The sequence below is a fragment of the Pricia sp. genome, from assembly GCF_041745955.1.
In the GTDB taxonomy this organism is placed as follows: Bacteria; Bacteroidota; Bacteroidia; order Flavobacteriales; family Flavobacteriaceae; genus Pricia.
In genome coordinates, this window is record NZ_JBGTHY010000488.1 from 1 (window position 1) to 22,010 (window position 22,010).

13 protein-coding genes are annotated in these 22,010 nt (G+C 43.2%); 8 read left to right on the plus strand and 5 right to left on the minus strand.

Features of this window, described 5'->3' with window-relative positions; genetic code table 11:
• Positions 1 to 588: DUF1080 domain-containing protein (locus tag ACEW8S_RS17150; RefSeq protein ID WP_373519339.1), on the plus strand; the 588-nt coding region annotated here is incomplete at its 5' end.
• A 183-nt stretch (positions 589 to 771) separates the two neighbouring features.
• Here the strand turns inward: ACEW8S_RS17150 and ACEW8S_RS17155 are convergent.
• From ACEW8S_RS17155 to ACEW8S_RS17175, 5 genes are all read right to left on the minus strand, one after another.
• Complete coding sequence (locus ACEW8S_RS17155; RefSeq protein WP_373519340.1) at positions 772 to 2,334, minus strand: RagB/SusD family nutrient uptake outer membrane protein; 1,563 nt, start codon at positions 2,332 to 2,334, stop codon at positions 772 to 774.
• Positions 2,335 to 2,344: 10 nt separating this feature from the next.
• Positions 2,345 to 5,389: a SusC/RagA family TonB-linked outer membrane protein gene (locus ACEW8S_RS17160; RefSeq protein ID WP_373519341.1), complete on the minus strand. Its 3,045-nt coding sequence runs from the start codon at positions 5,387 to 5,389 to the stop codon at positions 2,345 to 2,347.
• 233 nt (positions 5,390 to 5,622) lie between these two features.
• On the minus strand, positions 5,623 to 7,731 hold the full coding sequence (locus ACEW8S_RS17165) for a PQQ-binding-like beta-propeller repeat protein (RefSeq protein WP_373519342.1): 2,109 nt from the start codon (positions 7,729 to 7,731) through the stop codon (positions 5,623 to 5,625).
• Between the two features lie 3 nt (positions 7,732 to 7,734).
• Positions 7,735 to 9,309, minus strand: coding sequence for a ThuA domain-containing protein (locus ACEW8S_RS17170; RefSeq protein ID WP_373519343.1), 1,575 nt, complete (start codon positions 9,307 to 9,309; stop codon positions 7,735 to 7,737).
• Positions 9,310 to 9,488: 179 nt separating this feature from the next.
• Positions 9,489 to 10,571, minus strand: coding sequence for a PKD domain-containing protein (locus ACEW8S_RS17175; protein ID WP_373519344.1), 1,083 nt, complete (start codon positions 10,569 to 10,571; stop codon positions 9,489 to 9,491).
• 253 nt (positions 10,572 to 10,824) lie between these two features.
• Here ACEW8S_RS17175 and ACEW8S_RS17180 point away from each other — a divergent pair, with 253 nt between their 5' ends.
• From ACEW8S_RS17180 to ACEW8S_RS17210, 7 genes are all read left to right on the plus strand, one after another.
• Entirely contained in the window at positions 10,825 to 12,747 is a 1,923-nt protein-coding gene (locus tag ACEW8S_RS17180; protein WP_373519345.1) for an SMP-30/gluconolactonase/LRE family protein, read from the plus strand.
• Between the two features lie 24 nt (positions 12,748 to 12,771).
• Complete coding sequence (locus ACEW8S_RS17185) at positions 12,772 to 14,247, plus strand: hypothetical protein (RefSeq protein WP_373519346.1); 1,476 nt, start codon at positions 12,772 to 12,774, stop codon at positions 14,245 to 14,247.
• A gap of 149 nt (positions 14,248 to 14,396) precedes the next feature.
• A complete protein-coding gene (locus ACEW8S_RS17190) occupies positions 14,397 to 15,833 on the plus strand; it encodes a sulfatase (protein ID WP_373519347.1) in 1,437 nt (478 codons plus the stop codon).
• 251 nt (positions 15,834 to 16,084) lie between these two features.
• A complete protein-coding gene (locus ACEW8S_RS17195) occupies positions 16,085 to 16,858 on the plus strand; it encodes a hypothetical protein (protein ID WP_373519348.1) in 774 nt (257 codons plus the stop codon).
• The gene (locus tag ACEW8S_RS17200; protein ID WP_373519349.1) at positions 16,855 to 17,304 is read left to right on the plus strand and encodes a hypothetical protein; all 450 of its coding nucleotides are present in this window, start codon (positions 16,855 to 16,857) and stop codon (positions 17,302 to 17,304) included. Before ACEW8S_RS17195 ends, ACEW8S_RS17200 begins: the two co-directional genes overlap by 4 nt.
• Positions 17,305 to 17,358: 54 nt before the next feature.
• On the plus strand, positions 17,359 to 17,619 hold the full coding sequence (locus tag ACEW8S_RS17205; protein ID WP_373519350.1) for a hypothetical protein: 261 nt from the start codon (positions 17,359 to 17,361) through the stop codon (positions 17,617 to 17,619).
• 838 nt (positions 17,620 to 18,457) lie between these two features.
• The gene (locus tag ACEW8S_RS17210) at positions 18,458 to 21,994 is read left to right on the plus strand and encodes a sulfatase-like hydrolase/transferase (protein WP_373519351.1); all 3,537 of its coding nucleotides are present in this window, start codon (positions 18,458 to 18,460) and stop codon (positions 21,992 to 21,994) included.
• Positions 21,995 to 22,010: the final 16 nt, after the last annotated feature.

Sequence of the window (22,010 nt, forward strand, 5' to 3'; positions counted from 1 at the left end):
GGTGAGGTCACTCCCGAAACGCTGCTAAAGAACAACACCTTTATCATCTGGCAGGACGGCCAACCGGATGATTTTGAACTGAAACTCGAGGTCAAAATAGCGGAATCCGGAAATAGCGGTATCAACTATCGCAGCGAGACAATCGATACCATACCGAACGCCTTGCGTGGTTATCAGGCCGATATTGACGGAAAGAATACGTATACAGGCCAGAACTATGAGGAGAAAAAACGGGCGACATTGGCCTATCGAGGCGAGAAGGTCCTAATTAATTCACAAAACAATCCCGATGATCCAGGGTCATTACGCGCCAACGTGAAAAAAAACTGTTGGCAGAGTAGGGAAGTGGTCGCGTCACTTGGGGAATCCGATTCCCTGAAAACACAGATTAAAAGCGAAGATTGGAACAAAATTCACCTGATTGTCAAAGGAAATCGATTGCAACATTATGTCAACGATGTACTGATGAGCGACGTTACCGATAACGATTCCATCAACCGTAAAATGTCAGGATACATGGGGGTACAAGTACACGTTGGTCCACCAATGACGGTCGAGTACCGGAATATTCGATTGAAGAATCTGTAAATATGATCCTACTAAAAAGGGGCGAATTTTTTTTTCGCCCCTTTTAAACTAACTAACTCAAACAACATGGAGGTTATGAGGCTCCATATATACGATATTACTGCATTTTTAGAAAATCTGCATCCTGTACTGTACTGCTTTTAGAAGATATTTTAGTTTTTTATAAAATATCGTACTTCATCACTATCTATAGCCATTGTTCGTTGGATCTGATTCCAATAAATTAGGATTAATTTGCAACTCTTGTAATGGAATCGGCAAAAGTACATGCCAAGGTCTTATATTTTCATTGGGTTTCCAGAATCGATACTCTAGATTTTGTATCACATCCAGTAAAATACCCCATCTGTTCAAATCATATTTTCTATGGGCTTCCCCGGCCAATTCCCATTTACGTTCATCATAAATCGCTTCTCTGAACTCTTGCTGGGATAAACCAGAAAGTTCCCATTCTGATTGAGTTGCATAAGCGCGTTCTCTTACAGCATGTATATATTGATAAGCGTTTCCTGGACCATTTACCTCATTCTCACATTCAGCAGCCATTAAATACACATCTGCTAGGCGGAAAACCATCCTGTTATCTGAATGATTAAAACGTGGCGATGAATCTAAATTCAAATTCATGAACTTAGGCATATACGGGAATGCCAAATCAAAACCTAAATAATTGTCCAGAACATTCAAAGGTCTCCTTAAATCATTCATTGGAAATTTTTCAACAAAATCTTTAGAGGCTATTTGCAAACCTGTACCATTGAATGCTTCTCCTCTAGCAGTAAGTGCATCAGACAAAGCCGTTCTTTCATCTGTATTAGCTGGTTCGTCTCTTAATCTTGGATTAAACATGCTCGGTCTCCAGTTACCATTACCAGCAATACTAGGTACACCTTCTTCAAATTGCCCCCTAATATCTTTTGCGAAATCCAGAGACCAAATAATTTCTGCATTATACTCATTAGCAGGATCAAATACATCGTCATAATTTGGTAATATACTATGCGGTGACTGATTTATAATTTCAAGACATTTGCTTAAACCGGCTTGCCAGTTTTTTTGTTTCATATAGATTTTGGCCATAACCATAGCCGCTGCCCATTTTGAAGCACTACCCCTTTGATCGTCGGGTATTGTAGCTGGCATATTGTCTTGTGCAAATTGTAAATCTGAGAGCACCCCATTTAAAATTGTTTCCTCATCTGTTCTGCCTAATACTTTAATCTCATCAATACCTAGGTTTTCAGTATAGTAAGGGGCGTCACCCCATAGGCTGGTGATGTGCCAATAGGCCAATGAACGTAGAAATGTGGTTTCCGCAACAATTTCGGTTTGCACTTCTGGTGATAGCGCTTCGTTGCCATTCACTTGGTCGATAATGATATTAGTATTGAGTACAACTTTATACAAATCTTTCCAAGTATCGGATACACTCATTTTCTGTTCCGACCTATCTGCTACGGCTTCATTTATTGTATAATTGCCAATAGGCTCAACAAAACCAATAACACGATTTGGCTCAATGATATCGGCACCATTATCATAGAAATTATCTAACCCCACTTGACCATAAAGGGAGTTGTTTTTAAAAATAGCATAAACTCCCGTAACCGCCTGTTTTGCATCTGCCACTGAAGTAAAAAAAGTTTCTGGAGCTATAATATCTCTGGGTTCCTCTTCTAAAAATTTCTCACAACTAAGACATGAGAAAGTAACTAATACGTATAAAAAAATGCTTTTTGTTCTCATTTTGATTCTTTTAAAAGGTTACGTTAAGGCCAAGGCTTAAAATTCTGGCATTCGGATACTCTCCATTTGAAAAACCTTGGGCAATGTTGCCTAATCCATCTCTTCCAAATTGACTCGTTTCAGGATCAATTAATCTAAAATCTGAGAATAGGAGTAAATTTGTTCCGGAAACGTATACTGACATGTTTTTAACGCTATTCCATCCTAATTTATTAACTGGGAAGTTATAAGTTAATGTTGCAGTCTTTAAACGAAGATGCGAACCATCTTCTACATATTTTGAATTACTTGGTATACTTGTAACGGCATCAGAGCCCGCTCTGGGTATATTTGAATTCGGATTATCTGGTGTCCATCGGTCCGCTATATCCGCATATTTAGTAGTTTCCCCACGGGCAAAATAGTTGTTCCATGTCCTTAAGTTATAAACCTCATTTCCTACCGTACCTTGAAAGAAAAAGTTCAGATCAAGATTTTTATAACTCAAGGTATTATCAAACCCATAAATCAAATCAGGAAATGGGCTGCCCAATACCACATTATCTTCAGTAGATATGATACCATCTCCATTTAAATCTTCAAATCTAGGTCCGCCTAGTACCTGTGTCCCAGGAAGCAAGCCAGATGCATCAATATCAGCTTGACTTTTCCATGTTCCTAAATAATTCACACCGGTAAATACTGGAACTGTTTCCCCAACAAGTATTCGTAAGCTACCAGCACCCGTAATTTGATCGACTACAACATCAATAAACTCTTGGCCTCCAAGATCCAATACCTTATTTTCATTTGATGATAAGGTCAATGTTGTTTTCCAGTTAAAATTGTCGGTTGTGATATTCGTCGAATTTACCAAAAACTCCCATCCTTTGTTTTCAAGAGACCCAACATTCTGCAATTGGCTTGTAAACCCGGTTTGTCTAGCAATAGTCACATCTAGTAATAAATCCTCTGTCTTTTTATAGTAGTAATTAAATTCCGTAAATAGCCTACCTCCAAAAAGCGAAGCTTCTAGCGCTATATCAAACGAGCTTGTAGTTTCCCATTTTAAATCAGGATTCGATGGTCTACCCAATGACAAACCCGGTTGCTGAATACCATTGAGCGGAGTATTTGCTTCAACCAAAACACCTAAGGTATTATAAGAACTTATAGCTTGATTTCCTGATTGACCATAACTTGCTCTTAATTTTAAATCTCGAAAAATATCTTGATCTTGCATAAATGACTCTTCTGAAATTTTCCAAGCTCCCGCTATTGATGGATAGAAATTATACTTGTTTCCCGGAGCAAAAACTGAGCTACCATCACTTCTTCCTACTAATGTTAAAAGATATTTATCTTTAAAGGCATAATTAACCCTGCCAAAAAAGGACGCAATTTGAAACTCATTAAAGCCACTACCAACTAAATTTCTTGTGGGGTCTGTACCTAATCCTATATTATTGAATTCAGTGGCATCTGTTGTAATTCCAAAGGCTTGAGCCTCAAAAGTCTCAACGGCGGTTCGTTGGAAAGATGCCCCGCCAAGAACTGTCAAGCTATGATTTTCTCCAAAATCTGTTTGATATTGAACTGTATTTTCATTGTTCCAACCAAAAGATGAAGCTCCTGATATTCGTGCATTACCATTTTCTCCAACTACAAGAAGATCAGGCCTTTGACTTGAAGTAAATTCGTTCCTTTTAAAATTATTGATTTCAGGATTAAATGTTGATCTTATGATCAAGTTTGAAATAGGACTATACTCTAGGTAAACTGTTCCCAGCAGGTTATTTGAGAACGTCTCATCGGTATCTAACTGAGCAATAGCGACAGGGTTTCCAAATGGCGCTCCAACTACCTCATTAAAACCATTAAAGGAACCATCTTCATTATACACTGGCTGTGTAGGCAGAATATTCAAAAGACCACCATAGCCAACAACACCATTTTCTTGCTTTATTCTGGAATAATTAATACGGAATCCGGCTTTCAACTTATCACCTAGTTTAAAATCGATGTTCGATCTAAAAATATATTTCTCAATGCCTGAATTTTTAATTAAGCCATCTTGATCAAAAAAGTTCAATGAATTATAATAGTTTACGTTTCCATTTTCTGAAGCACCCGCAATGGATACATCTGCATTGTAAATATTTGATGCATCCAATAATAAGTCAAAATAATCATTATCGGGATAAGTTGACGGATCGTTGGGAAAGGGTTCTGAAACTGATCTAAATCGAGCGTCTTCGTTAGTGTAATCTATTTGTTCTGCTTGAGATAAATAATCGGGTCTTTCTGGAACTAACTGGGTGCTTGTATATAATCCTACACTTACTTGGGGTTTGCCCCCTCCCACACGGGCTCCACTTTTGGTCGTTACCAATACTACGCCGTTTGCACCCCTAGACCCATAAATGGCAATAGATGATGCATCCTTCAATACCTCTATTGATTCGATGTCATTGGCATTAAGATTATTCAAATTGAAATTTGTACCCACAATTATACCATCGATGACCCATAACGGTTCGTTACTACCGGTTATAGAATTGCCTCCTCTTACCCTTATGGATGTGCCAGCACCCGGTGCGCCACTGGTTTGGGTTACTTGAACACCCGCTGCTCTACCCTGCAAAACTTGGTCTACTCTCGAACTGGGTATGTTGGCAATATCTTCTGCGTCTACCGATGCCACCGAACCTGTCAAATCAGATTTACGTTGCGTACCATAGCCGATAACTACCACCTCGTCCAACTCATTATCCGCTGATAAATTTACATTGATTTGATTCTGGTTCCCGACCAAAACTTCTTTAGGGGAATAGCCGATGTACGAGAACACTAAGGTATCCTCGGCTCCCGCCTCGATCGCATAGTTGCCGTCAAAATCGGTAACGGTACCCCTTGTACTGCCTTTGACCACAACGGACGCCCCTGGCAACGGTCCGTCTTCACTTCCGACGTTTCCGGTGATGGTCTGCGCAGATGAGAAAGCCGTACCTATAAATAATAGCAGAACGGTCGCGACAGACGTCAACCTATTTTTGATACATTGTTTTTTTTTCATAAGTAGTAGCGTTTAGTTAGTTGTTCGATAGTTAACGCTGTAGCCCTAGAAATCGATTTGGTCAGGTTGTGCATTTTCTATCTTAATTTGGTGTTAAAAGTATTTATAGTATTTATAACGAGTATCCTGTACTGTACTGCTTCATGAATTTTTCCGTCGCTGAAACTATTTAAAAAGTGGTTTCTGTTCGATTATTAAGCGCATTGTTATTTAATTGGGGATGGACAAAAAAATTACGGAAGGGCGAATGCTACATAGGAATCCCCCGAATTAGCGCCTTCTCGACCTCCTCCGCAGGCGATTACCACATACTGTTTGCCATTAACGGAGTAGGTGGCAGGTGTGGCAACCCCGGATGTAGGCAGGTCGGCTTCCCATAATTTTTCTCCGGTTTCGGTATCGAACGCCCTAATTTTACTATCGGCGGTGGCGGCAATAAATAGCAGTCCGCCTTTTGTAACGATGGGGCCTCCATAATTTGGCGTTCCCGTAATTGGATGGCCGGGAATGTTCAATGAATCATAATTACCAAGGGGAATCTGCCATTTAATTTTGGCGCTGTTCAGGTCTATGGCGGTCAATTGTCCCCATGGCGGTTTTATCATTGGCAGACCATCATCCATATTCACTCGCCCGTGACCGCCAAAAGTATAGGGATAGGGCCATTCGCCCTTTTCGGAGATCGTATCTTTTTCTTGTTGGGTCAAAAAAGCGATTATCTTATCGATTTCACTTTCTTTCAATTCCTTAAAGGCCGGCATAACACCACTTCCCTGTGTTATGATCTTATGCATTTCAGGTTTTGACAACGAATCCTTAACATTTTTTAGGGCAGGGACACCCCCGAACATTTGAGATCCTTCCAGTTCACTGCCATGACATGCTTGACAATACATATTGTATAAATTCCTTCCGGGGCTTTCCGCAACCAATGGAGCTAATTTTGGCTTCCAGGGAAAATTGTTGGAATTGACATATAAGACCCCGGTACTGGGGTCTATACCAGGCCCTCCCCATTCACCGCCTCCATAATACCCGGGGAAATTCAGGGTGCCTTTAACGGATGGCGGGTCATACATGCCACTATAAATGGACTCTTCCCAGACCTTGCTGGCTTGCGTATGGCTATCTTCGGTTCTAATGGCCAAATCCTCTTTTGTTAATTTTTGCCATGAAAAGTGTGGGTAAACCGTAGGTATCGGTTGAGTTGGCCAGGCTTCTTCACCATCGAGATCCGAAGCAGGTACCTCAACTTCCTCGATAGGATATATAGGCTCGCCGGTTTCCCTGTCCAAAACGAAAAGAAGTCCCATTTTTGTAGTTTGGGCAAGAATGTCGATTTTACGACCTTCCTTTTCAATGGTCGCCAAAACGGGCGGGGAAGGCAGATCGCGATCCCATAGATCGTGATGGACCGTTTGGTAGTGCCATATTCTTTTGCCCGTATTGGCATCCAATGCAATGATACTGTTGCCAAATAGGTTGGACCCTATTCTATCGCCTCCATAAAAATCGAAAGAGGGTGAACCGGTCGGTGCAAAAACAATTTCCCGCTCCTCGTCCAGGCTGAAACCCGTCCATACATTGGCACCGCCACTTTTTAGATAGGCATCCTTCGGCCAGGTCTCATAACCAAATTCTCCCGGATGGGGAATGGTGTGAAAAATCCACTTTATTTCTCCCGTATGCACATCGTAGGCCCTGATATGACCGGGAATAGGTTTAATGGTCTCGGAAACCTTCCCACCGACGATATACATATCCTTAAAAATAATACCGGGCGTATTCATATGGTAGCGAAACCCATCGACCTCTCTTCCCAGTCCTTTGGTAAGATCTACGATACCGGCATTTCCAAAGGATGTAATCAACTGGCCTGTATTTGGATCTATAGCAAATAGATGTTCTCCAGAGGCATAAAAGATTTTTTTGACATCATCTTTTTCCCAATAGGCCAGGCCACGATTGAGCCCTTTAGTGATAACCGTATCCTTATCGGGTTCGAAAATCCATTTTTGCTGCCCCGTTGCGGCATCCAGGGCAAATACCTTTAATGTAGCGGTCGTGCCATATAAAATACCGTCGATAATCAAGGGGTTGCATTGGATCATGGACCGGTTCTTGGCACTGGCCTCCCCATTATCAAATTCCCATACCTTTTGAAGTCGGTGCACATTCTCCTTATTTATTTGATCCAATAGGGAATAATGGGTCGTGCCCTTGTCGCCGAGATAGGATGCCCAATTTTCCTTGGCGTAATTTTCAGTTGGTCCCCATTGGCAGGATAAGACCAAAATAAGGCAAACAGAAAACAAGGAAACGAATTTTATACTCTTTTGCATAGTTTATTTTTTTTGTCGGGCTTTGAGACGCGCTATCTGTTTTTTGTATTTTTTCGGAATCTCTGTAATCGCCTTTATTCCAATGTCTTTATAGTAGGCCTCTGCCCCTTCGGATTGCAGCAAGATCCTACCACTGGAAAGAGGTTGCGGAGTCTCCTTTAAGGTGGACTTCGCATTCTCCACTGCGGACACCACCTTTCCGTTGATGACGTGAATACTTGAAGTACCCAGACAAACGACTTCCAAAGTGTTCCATTTGCCAACAGGTTTTTCCCTGTCTTCCGTTTTTAAAGCCCGCCCGACATCGACAAGCTTCGCCCTTGGATCGTAGGTGCCCCTGATTTCACCCTTTACCTGATGTATGCTGTCTACGTGGGCCTGTGCGGTAACATCCCCCATCGCAATAAAATCACCAAAATGGGTCTCCTGTATCTGGCTTTGCAGACTGCTCATCCAAGCATTGGCATAAGTGCCTTGTGGGCCTACACAATGATAGAGTATGCCACTGTCCCTATTGCCATCGGGTGATCCCCATTTTTTTCCGGCCCATTTGAACTTTGCCTTAAAATGATAATTCCCGTACTCCTGTTTGGTACTGATCCCCGCATGTATCTCCCCTGTAATGAAGAGCATGGGCTTCCCCTTTTCCTTTACAATGGAATAGACCCGTTTGGGGTCGTTGTTAAAACCTAAGGGCTTATTTTCATCGCGGGTTCCGATATTTGGTATTCCGCTCATATCTACTGTTGGCTTTGGTATTCCAATATAGGTATCCCATTTTTTGAGGCCTTGATCTAATAAATCTTCCCATTTTTTGGGAGTGGGGACATCCATTTTTTTCCCCGCCCATTGTATCGCAGCGATCACATGTTTTTTATAATCCTCGTTGTCATATATTTCATCGGTATGGCCTAAGCCCGTATAAAATACTCTTCCCCCTTCATAATAATGGTACCAGGCTATCGGATGCTCTTCATCCATTTTTTTACCGGTGTAGCTACTTTCGTCCAGGGTTAGAACGACGTTTACATGGGGTAAAACGCTTTCCTCAAAATTGTACCATTCATCGACAATTTCGAAAGTATCGCCCAAGTGCGCAACGGATGGATGCCGAAAAGTATGATTTACGAACATTCTGGCCGATTGCACTTTGGGATGGTCCTTGAACTCGGTCCCGATCATCTGATGGAACCAAGACCAATCGGTCTCCGTGCCAGAGGCAAGATGGATGCCTACAAAACCACCGCCTTTATTAATGTACCTGACAAGTGCCTCTTTTTCAGGATTACCTAAAATGTTACCCGAGGTATTCAAGAACACCAATACATCGATTTGATTTAAAACCTTATCGTTGATTCGGGTCGAGTCTTCGGAAAACTCGATGCCCCAATGTTCCCCCTTCGACCAATCGTCCATTTTCTCGATGCCTTTCGGAATGGATGTATGCCTGAAACCATTGGTCTTGGTAAACACCAGAACGTTTAGATCTTCTTGGCAGCATATACTATTTGAAACCAATAGGGCATAAAAGCAAATTGCCAGCTTTGTTAGGCGAACACCATTCGATTTTTTTGTCATGCCGGCAGATTGTGGATAATCACTGGAATACCTTATAAAATTGGTGATTATGATATAAATAGGTATCCTGTACTGTCCTGCCCCGGTTAAGAACAGGGTAAAACGGTACTAAATTATTGCTTCATTTTAGGGTATGTTAGGTAGAGAATACTTTGAAATTTCTCAGTAATTTATATTTTTCATTTGGTTACGACATCCCAAACTTTGGAACGCACGGATTTGCCCTCCGGGCCGACTATGGTGAGCACGACGGTCCATTCCCCTCCTTTAGTATACTGATGTGATGGATTTTGTTCCGTGGAAGTGTTTCCGTCCCCAAAATCCCAATGCCAATTTTCTAGTTTACCAATGGATTCATCTTTGAACTGAATCCATCTTTTACTCCTGTCGATTTCAATGAAGGACCAGTCTGCCCGAATCGTCTCCATATACTTTTTTTCCAAAGGCATAAGTCGAAAAGTGTTCAAAAAATCGGCATCGAATACCATTCTTGAATCATGGGCAAGGTTCATGAAAGATTCCATTGTACCGCCATCGTATTCAAGTATGCACCAACCCAGGCCGATGACATCGTTCTCGGTCAATTTTGTTTCAGTGGATCTATCCTGACCGGAAAAATCGGCATGATCAAAGGGGGTAATCCAGAATTCCATTCTAAATTTTCCGCTCTCGCCATGTTTGAAGTTGTAATCAACCGCAGAATTGAAATAAGGGAACTCCTTGATCCATGGGGTGTTTCCCCAGACCATAACTTGATCTTTGTTTTGGGCCGGAGTGAATATATGATAGTTTTGGGCGTGGGCTCCGTGGCCCTTAAAATGCAATTCGTCTTTGGAAATCCTGCGGCTATTTGCATTACTTTTTTTAACGATCGGGCCTCCCGACAGATTGCCGTCTACGACCACCTCAAAAATATCCTGTTTTAGGCCCTTGTCATCAAAATCCCAGTAATCATCGTAGGCCTCCACATAAAAATACAGCCGATTCAAGTTCCTGACCCACCCGACCTTTACCTGAATATCATAATCTTTTGGCTCCAAATCTGTACCGAGGCCGAATTTTGTATCCATTAATTGATCAAGTCCGATGGCATAGCTGTCCGGAACCATTTCCCAATCGCTAAAATCGCCATCGATACGCGGCATCATGTGCTTCGGGAACTGAAATATTCGATATTCTGTTTTGGGATTTGAAAAAGCGGCCAACAAAATCCCAATAAAAAATAAGACTATTTGAGAAAAATGACTAGCCTTTGTTTCCATAAACAGTACAAGTGTTAATTCTTTATAGCGTCGATCATCGCACCTAACATTTCACTTAAATTATGTGTGTCAAAGCTCGAATAAAAATGATGCTTATATTTTTAATTATCATCCTGTACTATCCTGCTGTTTTTCTTTCGACCAACAAAATGTAAATTTGGACCATACGGGATAGTACAGGATAGTTCATACTATCTTATTCTCTAATTTTCGTTCCGATAAAACCATAATGAAAAGTAAAAAGAATCCAAACATGAAATATATACAAAACTACCTATTAGCTTTATTTCTATTAACGATTGTCTTTTCATGTCGGAACCAAAATGAAGCTTGGGCGGATCGCAACGATAAGGTAATCGCCGAGTACACTTTGGAAAATCGTACGCGAACCGACATACAGGACACGAAACTGGTATCGAATATAAAACCGGGCGAAAAAGTGAATTATAATGACCTGCCTGCTCTTCAGCTCTCGCAAGGGGTTAGTGCAAAGGCCTATTGGGGAAAAGGGGGCTTAATGAGCTTTATCAGGCTGGAACCCAATAGCTCGATACCCGAAAAAACGATTCAGGGCGAACGCTTTCTTTTTGTTTTGGAAGGAAGTGTCCAAGAACTGGTCAAGGGAGCGTACGCAACCTTAAGCGCGACACCCCGGGAGGCCCCCGGGGCAGTGCTATCGGCCATGCCGGTAAACGAGTTCCTGTACCTGCAGGAGGGAGCCAAAACGTCCATAAAGGCTGGTGACAAGGGTGCCGCGATTTTGGAAGTCTATAGCCCGGCCGCGATGGATTATCTGGAAAAGACAGGATATCGGGACATACCGGAGCCCATATCTATAGAAAAGTATCCGGTGGCACCGAATGTGGAACCCCAAAAAGTATATGACCTGAACGATTTTCAATACACGGAACTGGTGCCAGGGGCGAATTCCAGGATTATATCCGGCAAGGGAGTGCAGATGAGCTTTATCCGTATGGATCCTTCGATAACGTTCCCGCACCACATTCATCCCGAAGAACAGGTCATGACCGTACTTCGGGGATATTCCGATCAAATAATAATGGATACCATAATACGACTTGAGAAGGGCGATGTCATAGACCTCCCCTCGAATATGGTCCATGGAGGAACGATGGGTCCAAATGGCTGCGATGCCCTTGATATATTCTTCCCTCCCCGGGCCGACTATTACGAAATGGGTATGGCACAACAGAACAAGTATAATGCCATCATACCCAAAGATGCCGAGGTGCAGTTGGTCATCGATGGTAGCGAGAGTCAACCAGGCCTGACTTTTACCGAGGGTCCTACTTGGCTCAATGGTAAGCTTTATTTTTCCAATATGTTTTTTGACGAAGCGTTCAACGGCGACCCGGGCAAAAGCACATTGGTCGAAATGGATCCCGATGGCACTTACAGGAACATTGTGGAAAACAAGATGCAGACCAATGGTTTGATATCAAATGGCGATAATTTGATCGTATGCGACATGTTCGGGCATCGTATCGTTGAAATGAATACCAAGGGTAAAAAAATCAAGGTACTGGCCGATAAATACGACGGTAAATCGCTCGACGGACCGAATGACCTGATAATGGATTTAAAAGGTGGTATCTATTTCTCCGATCCGCAGTTTACTCCTGATACTACGAAGAACCAACCTGGACGCACTGTCTATTACCGTACACCACAAGGTAAAGTGATCCGCCTTTTAGAGCCTAACGCTTTCGCCATGCCAAATGGTGTGGCCTTGAGTCCCGACGGCAAGACATTGTACATCAACAATACCTACGACAATGAGGAATGGTGGAATGTGGACAGCGATAAGGATAACTTCATTTGGGCGTATGATGTAAACGAGGATGGCACGATTGCCAACGGACGGAAATTCGCCGAACTATCGTTGATAGAAGATGTGCTCGAACGTGGGGGCAAATCTTCCGGAGCCGATGGAATGAATGTCGATGTGGAGGGCAACCTTTATATAGGTACCTGGGCCGGAGTCCAGATTTTCGACAAAACCGGTAAAGCGGTCGGGATTATCAATACACCTGATTATCCTGTTAGCTGTGCGTTTGGCGGAGAAGACATGAAAACCCTATATATGACGGCAGTGGATAAAATCTATAGTATCCGGACCAATATCCCGGGCTTTGTGGTTTCGCCTAATAAATAATTGCGACCGTTTTCATAAGATGGGATGTCCAAGATGAAAGAATACCGATCCTTTTACTTTTTTGCTTTTTTGCTTTTCTTTGGAACGCATGGAAACAGTCTTTTTGCCCAGGATAAAGAGGACAGCCCACAGCAGGAGGTTAAAAAGCAATCCGAACTTTATTTGCGGGCACCGAACGTGGTACCGGGCACTATGCCCGAAATGCGGGAAGCTTCTTATTGGATATCGAAAATGAAAAGTCCTGATAAGGTGGTGCTCGACCTTGGGGAAATAAAAAGTAGAAATGCGGCCTATCGGCAACGAATGGCAGATTCATCGGAACTGGATAGTGCGGTGGCATTACGAATCGAAAAGCAAATCAAAGACCGTCCAGGGCTTTTGGCAAACGTTCCCGACATTGGTCCCATGACACCTACTGAACTGGCGGACCTTACCCAACGCATGGTGCAAAGTGGGACGGCTTATTTGAGAAGCAGGGAATTCGGTAATATCATGGCCATTGGCTACGGCGAGAGTGAACTTGAAGCCATCGAGAAAGAGATTTCCTATACCCCGGAAAGAAATATAACCACACCTCAAACGGCAATAACGGTTACCCAATGCCGATTGCACATTATACCCCCTATCAAACCGGAATACATCGGTCTTTTTACGAATGGCAAGGCGCGTTGGGACCTTTGGAACCTTGACGTGCTCCCTGTAGGAACCCCGGTCCACGTCTTGTACGCTTCCAAAACAGGTGCGTTTTCGTTCATCCTTTCCGAACGAGGTTATGGTTGGGTGCCATCCGAGGAGATTGCTATCGGTTCAAAATCGGAAATCACTAGTTTCGATAATCCAAATGGTTTCATCATTTGTACAAGCGACCGTGTACCTTTCTATTCGGATGCGGACTGTACATATGTTTCAGGATGGTTGCGTATGGGAGACCAGCTTCCACTGGTCGGTACGGATTCCAGGTCGGTTCGGATACCTTCTCGAAATGCGAACGGAAAATTTAACTTTCAAGAGGCTTGGCTAAGACCGGATGCGGATGTTCATGTGGGTTATTTGCCCTATACACAAAAAAATGTAGCGGTACAGGCATTCAAACTTTTGGATAATCTGTATGATTGGACAGGAGCTTGGTATGGCAGAAACCACGCAACCAATTTGAGGGATATTTTTAGTTGCTTCGGATTTCAGTTACCAGCAAACGGAATTTTGCTAGCTGCCTTTGAAAAAAATCCACAAACGATTAGCCCGAATGAAGGTAGGGAGGCCCAATTCAAGCATATTTTATCCAATGAACCTTTTTTGACGCTCCAAGTTTGCGAAAACAGCCATAGTCAAATGTTTATGGGCGACTATGATGGTGTACCCATTGGCTTTGATGCCCATGGCTACAGTTATAAAGACGGGGACGGAAATGATTTGGAATTAAAGCGCTGGGTGGTAAGCACCATAGAAATGCCCGATTATTTTCTAGAACAGGAGATTACTTTTGTAAAGTTGTATTAAAGACCTGTGCAAATATCAAAAATAGAGACATCCTGTTAGAACCACTTTTTTCTATCGAACAGCTTGGTACATGATGCGTAATTGGAGAATGGGCATTGCATTTCTCCAAAATAACTTAACAAAAGTACATCCTTAACCCCTTGAATCTGATGACCAGAGTTATCCTTCTAATTTTTTCTTCGCTAATGTTACTTGGATGCAATTCCGAAAAACAATCTAAAACTCTGGAGAGCCAGCAATTTCGACCTAACGTCCTAGTAATCCTTACCGATCAATGGCGTGCACAGGCAACCGGTTATGCGGGCGACCCCAATATAAATACACCACATCTTGATAGGTTGGCTTCCAGAAGTGTCAACTTCAAAAATGCCGTTTCCGGTATGCCGGTTTGCTCCCCGTTCAGGGCATCCCTTATCACAGGACAACGACCGCTCACCCATGGTATCTTTATGAACGACGTACAATTGGACACCGCAGCGGTTACTTTCGGGAAAATCTTTTCAAAAGCGGGATATGACACCGGCTACATCGGAAAATGGCATCTGGATGGGCATGGACGACTTTCGTTAATACCCCCAGGGAAAAGAAGACAAGGCTTTGATTTCTGGAAAGCCAACGAGTGCACACACGACTACAACCATTCGGTTTATTACGAGAACCATGATCCGGAACGTAAAATTTGGGAAGGATACGACACCTTTGCCCAAACCGTTGCCGCCATTGACTATATAGTAGGAAAAAAAACGGAAGAAAAACCGTTTTCATTGATCCTCTCCTACGGAACGCCCCATGCCCCCTATCAAACCGCTCCCGAAGCTTACCAAAAACGTTTTCATCCCGATAGCATTCAGCTGCGCGAGAATGTGCCTGAAGATATGAAGGAGCAGGTTAAAAAGGATTTGGCAGGCTACTACGCCCACATTGCAGCGCTCGATGATATGGTAGGAAAATTAATTTTAAATTTGAAAGAAACTGGACAATTGAATAATACGATTATCGTGTTTACCTCAGACCACGGTGATCTGCTCGGTTCCCACGGGGCTTATAAAAAACAGCAGCCTTACGATGAATCCGTTCGGGTACCCATGTTATGGCATATTCCCGAACGCTTGGGTATCGCTACGGGCAAGAAAGACGCCTTGCTAAACTCCGAGGATATTCTGCCGACCTTGTTGGCATTATGCGACATCCCGATTCCAGAAACAGTGGAAGGCATCAATTATAAAGGATATTTGGAGGACGCGGAAAATATAGACCGCGCCGCACTGATTACCTGCGTACAACCTTTCGGACAATGGAACAGAGTACAATACGGGGGCCGGGAGTATCGAGGATTGCTTACCCAGCGTTACACGTATGCCCGCGATCTGAACGGCCCGTGGCTGCTGTTCGACAACGAAAAAGATCCCTATCAAATGAATAATCTCGTTGGAAACGCCGAATACACCGACTTGCAATCCGAATTGGAAAACCGTTTATCAGCAAGGCTAAAGGAAAACGGCGACGAATTTCTGCCCGGTATGACCTACATACAAGAATGGGGCTATCCGGTGGATAGTTTAGGTACAGTACCTTATTCTGAATAAAAGGTCTCTATGGTAACATCTTTACTTTTATAACACTTACTAGATACCAAAAAGGAGGTCGATATAATGGCAATGTTCTGGCCAAAGCCGATTACAAGCTTACGAACTGGTTGACTTTCGATACCCAGATTACGGCCAACTTTGAAAACTCGGATAAACCTGCAGCCGTTGATATCAACACGCTGATACGGATAGAGCCCATCAGGCCCTACCTTGTGCCCCGTCTTGAAGGGTAAGAGCAATACGAGGGAATGAGCTGGAACCATGCTTTTCCAATATATGAACAATTACAGAACGGGGGACGTACCAAATTCACAAATCAAGATATATGGCTTAAGGCAGGCTTAGTCGCCAATCCCGTTAAAGGTTTTACTTTAAACGGTAATTTTTCATATAACGCTTTCAACCGTCAATTCGAGCATGCCAGACCAGCCTTTGAAGTGGTAGACTTTGAGCTAGACCAAGATAATCCGGTTTTCGTGACCGGCGATGACACCATCGATGCACTAAGAAATTACAATCAGAATTATGTACTGAACCTCTTTGCGGAATACGAGATGAGCCAACTTGACGATCACTACTTCAAATTTATAGCAGGTTTTAATCAAGAATGGGACTTCAATACACGGCTTGCAGGTGATGCAAACCAATTGGTATCTTCAAATATCATTGACATCGGGGCCGTTACCGGAAACCGCTTCGTTTCTGGCGGAAAAGGGGAGGCGACCCTTCGGGGCTACTTTTATAGGTTGAATTATATCTACAAGGAAAAATATTTATTGGAGGCCAGCTCACGCTACGATGGAACATCACGTTTCCCAAGCGGAGACCGTTTCGGACTATTTCCTTTCATATCAGCAGGATGGCGTATTTCGAATGAAGGCTTCATGTCAGGTACCCGTGATTGGCTCGATAACTTAAAAATAAGGGCTTCTTATGGGGAGTTGGGAAACCAGCTTTTAGGTTCTGGCAGTCAGCTTTTAGGAAATGACAATTTTTACCCCTACATACCTTCATTAATGTGAACACCTCAAATTTTATTTTATCATCAGGGGAAATACCTATAGTGCAGGCTCCCGGTCTGGTCAGTCCCACCCTGACTTGGGAAAAGGTGGTCAGCAAGAACCTGGGCCTTGACATGGTATTGTTCAAGAACAAACTTGATATGTCCTTCGATATATACAGTAGAGAAACTTTGGATATGTTGTTAAGACGGGCCTATCCCGGTATTTTGGGGGCAACGCCACCACAGGAGAATGGTGCGGACCTGAAGACTACCGGTTGGGAAGCCTCTTTAAAATGGAGGGATAATATTTCGGACGATTTCAGCTATTTTTTGAACCTAAACCTATCGGACTGGACAACGGAAATCACCAAATACGAAAATCCCACCAGAGCTATTGGAGAAAACCCGAATACCGGTAATGCATTGGATGCCAGAGCATCCAACAATTATTATACAGGCCAGTGAATTGTTGAAATCTGGGGCTATGAGACTGTCGGCATCATTCAAGATGAAGAACAATTGGCCAATTTGCCCGACCAAAGTAGGCTCGGAGCGGGATTTAAGGTTGGGGATCTCGAGTTTGCCGACCTTAACGGTGACGGTGAGATCAGTCCTGGAACCAACACTTTGGACGACCCGGGAGACCGACGGATTATTGGCAATACGACCCCTCGGTACACCTATGGTATCAATGGCGGGGTGAACTGGAAGAACTTTTCCATCGATTTCCTTTTTCAGGGAGTGGGTAAAAGGGATTATTATCCGGGCAACCAAAACTGAACGTGGTTCTTTCCATGGCGTTCCTTCAACGGCGACAAATCCTGGTTGACGAACACTTGGACATCCGATAATAGGGACGCCTATTTCCAGAGGCGCAGGTAAGCGATAAGAATAATGTAGAACAGACCAGATTTTTACAGGATGCCAGCTACATAAGACTCAAGAACCTGAACCTTGGCTACGCCTTTCCCGCATCATTGACCGACAAATTGGGCCTATCGGGATTACAAATCTATATTGCGGGCCAAAATCTTTGGGAATATTCAAAAATCCGTAAACCCTTGGATCCCGAGTATGTTTTCGACAGTTCTATCAATTATCCATTATTACGGACTTACAATGCCGGCATGGTCTTGAATTTTTGATTGACCAAAGATGAACCCTGAACCCAATTGAATTACAAATAAAATGAAGATCTGCCCAAAGTATTGTACTGGATAGGCACGGTCCGATAAATAAAAAATGAACCAATGAAGACAAGACACTATTTGCTGGCATCTATATTAATTGGCCTGGTAACTTCTTGCAGCGATGATTTTCTGGAACGTGCTCCGCTGGACGAGATGATATATCACTTGAATATAGTCTAATTTATGTAGACTTTTAACGAATTGAGTTTCTTACTTTGAGTTAGTTCTTCCGTTCGGTAAAAAATGCTTTTTACCGAAGGGATTTTTTTGCAGCCTTCCACAAAGGTATTTTGGTAAAATTATCAGGACAGTACAGGATACCCAAAAACCAGGAAATGCTTAAGTTCGAAGAGTGTCAAAATGAAACTTCCGAATTTAACGGCTAAATAATCCAACTCGCTATAAGAACACTTAAAATCACAACGTAAATGCATATGATAAAAAACGGTACGGCACTCCTTTTAATGGCCTTGTTATATGGGAACATCTTTATCGCTATTGCTCAAAACAGAAAAGGCACGGATGCCGATAAACCGAACATCATCTTCATTCTCACCGACGACCAACGCTTCGATGCCTTGGGATATGCGGGCAACAAACTGATTTCAACACCCGAAATGGACAAGCTTGCCAAAGAGGGCACCTATTTCGAGAATGCTATGGTCACCACGCCGATATGTGCTGCAAGCCGGGCCAGCATCCTGACCGGACTTTACGAACGAACCCATAACTTTAATTTTCAGACGGGCCACATTCGAGACTCTTATATGGAAGATTCCTATCCCACCATCCTCAAAAATAACGGATATAAAACCGCTTTCTACGGCAAATATGGTGTACGCTATGATGATTTGGAAAAACAGTTCGATGACTTCGAATCTTACGATCGTAACAACGCCTTTGATGATAGGCGCGGTTATTACTATAAAACGTTGGGAAAAGATACCGTGCATCTAACCCGCTACACCGGACAACAGGCCTTGGATTATATAAACAAGGCCGATGTATCACAACCCTTCTGCCTTTCGTTGAGCTTCAGTGCACCCCATGCCCATGATTCCGCGAAGGACCAGTATTTCTGGCAAGCGGAATCCGACAAAATTTTACAAGGTATATCTATGCCCGGCCCCGCACTGGGCGAGGACAAATACTTTCAGGCCCAACCAAAAATTGTACGCGATGGTTTTAACCGCCTGCGCTGGACTTGGCGCTACGATACGCCGGAAAAATATCAGCACAGTGTTAAAGGCTACTATCGAATGATTTCCGGAATCGACCGTGAAATCGCAAAAATACGTGCGAAACTTAAAAAGAAAGGACTTGATAAAAACACGGTCATTATTTTTATGGGCGACAATGGCTATTTCTTGGGCGAACGCCAATTGGCCGGTAAATGGCTGCTGTACGATAACTCGGTGCGAGTACCTTTGATAGTTTATGATCCGCGGATCAACAAACAAAAAGACAGCGAGGAGATGGCCTTGAACATCGATGTACCTCCCACAATTTTAGATCTGGCCGGAGTACAACCCCCGAAATCTTGGCAAGGTAAAAGTTTGATGCCGCTTGTCTCGGGTAAAACAAACAGTTTAGAAAGGGATACCGTTCTCATCGAGCATATCTGGGAATTCGAACATATCCCTCCAAGTGAGGGGGTGCGTACCAAGGATTGGAAATACTTTCGATACGTTAACGATAAATCCATCGAGGAGTTGTACCACCTGAAAAGCGATCCCCAAGAAATAGAAAATCTTGCCAGTACTAAAAAATACAATGATACGCTGAAAGCTTTCAGACAGAAAACCGATAAGCTGATCGACAAATTCAGCGACTCCTATTCCGACGGCCCCGATAATTTAATTGTGGAATTCATCCGTCAGCCTAAAGCGGTGAAAATTTTAGATGCCAGGCCCGAATTTGGTTGGGTTGTTCCCGAGGGTGCCGTTACCCAATCGGCCCATCAAATTTTGGTGGCTTCATCCAAAGGAAATATAGCCAATAATATCGGTGACGTTTGGGATAGTGAACAGGTACGTAGCACTATATCCTCCGAAATAGAATACCACGGTCAGGAGCTGAAACCTGGGGAGACTTATTTTTGGAAAGTCCGTATCTGGGATCAAGACAACCGGCTTTCAAAATATTCCGAATCACAGTCCTTCACCATGGCTTCTGCAAAGGGGCAAACCATAACCACACCCAACAGTTTCCAAATCGATAGTATCAAGCCGAAGGTTTTTGAGAAACGCGGAGATACCGATTTTATGGATTTTGGGAAGGCCGCTTTTGCGACCCTAGACTTTAGCTACCTTACAAAAACCTCCCATACCCTAAAATTCCGAATCGGGGAGCAGTTAGATGGTGAGAATATCAACCGCGAAACGCCCGAGAAGAGCCATATCAGATATCAAGAAATCGAAGTCGATGTAGAACCCGGGAAAACCCGGTATCAACTCCCCATAAAGGCGGATGAAAGAAATACACTTCCGGGCAAGGCGTTACCGCTTCCCGAGGGTTTTCCGGTACTTATGCCCTTCCGGTATGCGGAAGTGGATGGTGCGCAAGAGCAACTGTCAGCCGAAAACTTTACCCAATTGGCCTTCCATAGTTATTGGGAAGACGATACGAGCAGTTTTACAAGTTCAGACGATATCCTCAATCAAGTGTGGGACCTCTGTAAATACACGATCAAGGCCACAACCTTTAACGGACTGTATGTCGATGGAGACCGGGAACGCATTCCCTATGAAGCCGACGCCTACCTTAACCAATTGAGCCATTATACGACCGACCGCGAATACGCTATAGCAAGACACACCATAGAATATTTTATGGAACACCCTACCTGGCCCACCGAGTGGCAACAGCATGTCGCGTTGATGTTCTATGCCGATTATATGTATACCGGCAATACGGAGCTTATAGAAAAATACTATGAAGATTTAAAGTATAAAACGCTGTATGAACTTGCCAATGAAGATGGGTTGATCACTTCCACCAAAATGTCGCCGGAGCTCATGAAGAATTTGGGCTTTCCCGAAACCATGAAGGAAACCTTTCGTGATATTGTAGATTGGCCTTCCGCGGGCTGGGGAGGAGACCCTTCGAACAAAGGGGAACGGGACGGCTATGTTTTTAAGGATTATAATACCGTCGTAAATGCCTTTTACTATCAAAACATGGTAATCATGGCAGAGTTTGCCGACGTTTTGGGTAAAACACAAGAATCCCTCGATTTTGAACTTAGGGCACTAAAAGCAAAAAAAGCGATTAATTCCCAAATGTTAGATACCGAAAGAGGGGTGTATGTTGATGGCATCGGAACGGACCACGCAGCCCTACACGCCAATATGCTTCCTTTAGCGTTTAACCTAGTGCCCGAAGAGCACATTGAATCTGTGGTCGAGCACATAAAATCAAGGGGAATGGCCTGTAGTGTCTACGGGTCGCAATATTTGATGGACGGGCTTTACAATGCTGGCGCGGCCGACTACGCCTTATCCCTTTTGACGGATACCAGTGATAGAAGTTGGTACAATATGATCCGTATCGGCTCGACTATGACTTTAGAAGGCTGGGATTTAAAATATAAAAATAATATGGATTGGAACCATGCTTGGGGTGCTGTTCCCGCAAATTCCATACCTCGTGGCCTTTGGGGCATTCAGCCTAAAACACCAGGCTTTGGAGTGGCGATTATAAGGCCGCAAATGGCGAATCTCAAAAATAGCGATATCAAAGTGCCCACTATCAAAGGAACCATTAAGGCGAACTACGAATTTAAGAATCCCCGATTACAGGTGTATAGGATTGAAATTCCAGCCAATATGGTTGCTGAATTCGTAATAGAACCATCACCAGGCAAAGAGTTGATGCACAATGGCAAAAAGGTCAACTCCGCTTTTGAAAGTATCCGATTGACTCCCGGAACGCATGAAATACAGCTCGTAATCAATTCATTTTAAATTTTATATATCATTA

What these genes read in the sequence shown, in the direction of transcription:
- ACEW8S_RS17155 (WP_373519340.1), bottom strand. Translation starts at nt 2,334, where the DNA reads ATGAGAACAAAAAGCATTTTTTTATACGTATTAGTTACTTTCTCATGT.
- ACEW8S_RS17160 (WP_373519341.1), bottom strand. Translation starts at nt 5,389, where the DNA reads ATGAAAAAAAAACAATGTATCAAAAATAGGTTGACGTCTGTCGCGACC.
- ACEW8S_RS17165 (WP_373519342.1), bottom strand. Translation starts at nt 7,731, where the DNA reads ATGCAAAAGAGTATAAAATTCGTTTCCTTGTTTTCTGTTTGCCTTATT.
- ACEW8S_RS17170 (WP_373519343.1), bottom strand. Translation starts at nt 9,309, where the DNA reads ATGACAAAAAAATCGAATGGTGTTCGCCTAACAAAGCTGGCAATTTGC.
- ACEW8S_RS17175 (WP_373519344.1), bottom strand. Translation starts at nt 10,571, where the DNA reads ATGGAAACAAAGGCTAGTCATTTTTCTCAAATAGTCTTATTTTTTATT.
- ACEW8S_RS17180 (WP_373519345.1), top strand. Translation starts at nt 10,825, where the DNA reads ATGAAATATATACAAAACTACCTATTAGCTTTATTTCTATTAACGATT.
- ACEW8S_RS17185 (WP_373519346.1), top strand. Translation starts at nt 12,772, where the DNA reads ATGTCCAAGATGAAAGAATACCGATCCTTTTACTTTTTTGCTTTTTTG.
- ACEW8S_RS17190 (WP_373519347.1), top strand. Translation starts at nt 14,397, where the DNA reads ATGACCAGAGTTATCCTTCTAATTTTTTCTTCGCTAATGTTACTTGGA.
- ACEW8S_RS17195 (WP_373519348.1), top strand. Translation starts at nt 16,085, where the DNA reads ATGAGCTGGAACCATGCTTTTCCAATATATGAACAATTACAGAACGGG.
- ACEW8S_RS17210 (WP_373519351.1), top strand. Translation starts at nt 18,458, where the DNA reads ATGCATATGATAAAAAACGGTACGGCACTCCTTTTAATGGCCTTGTTA.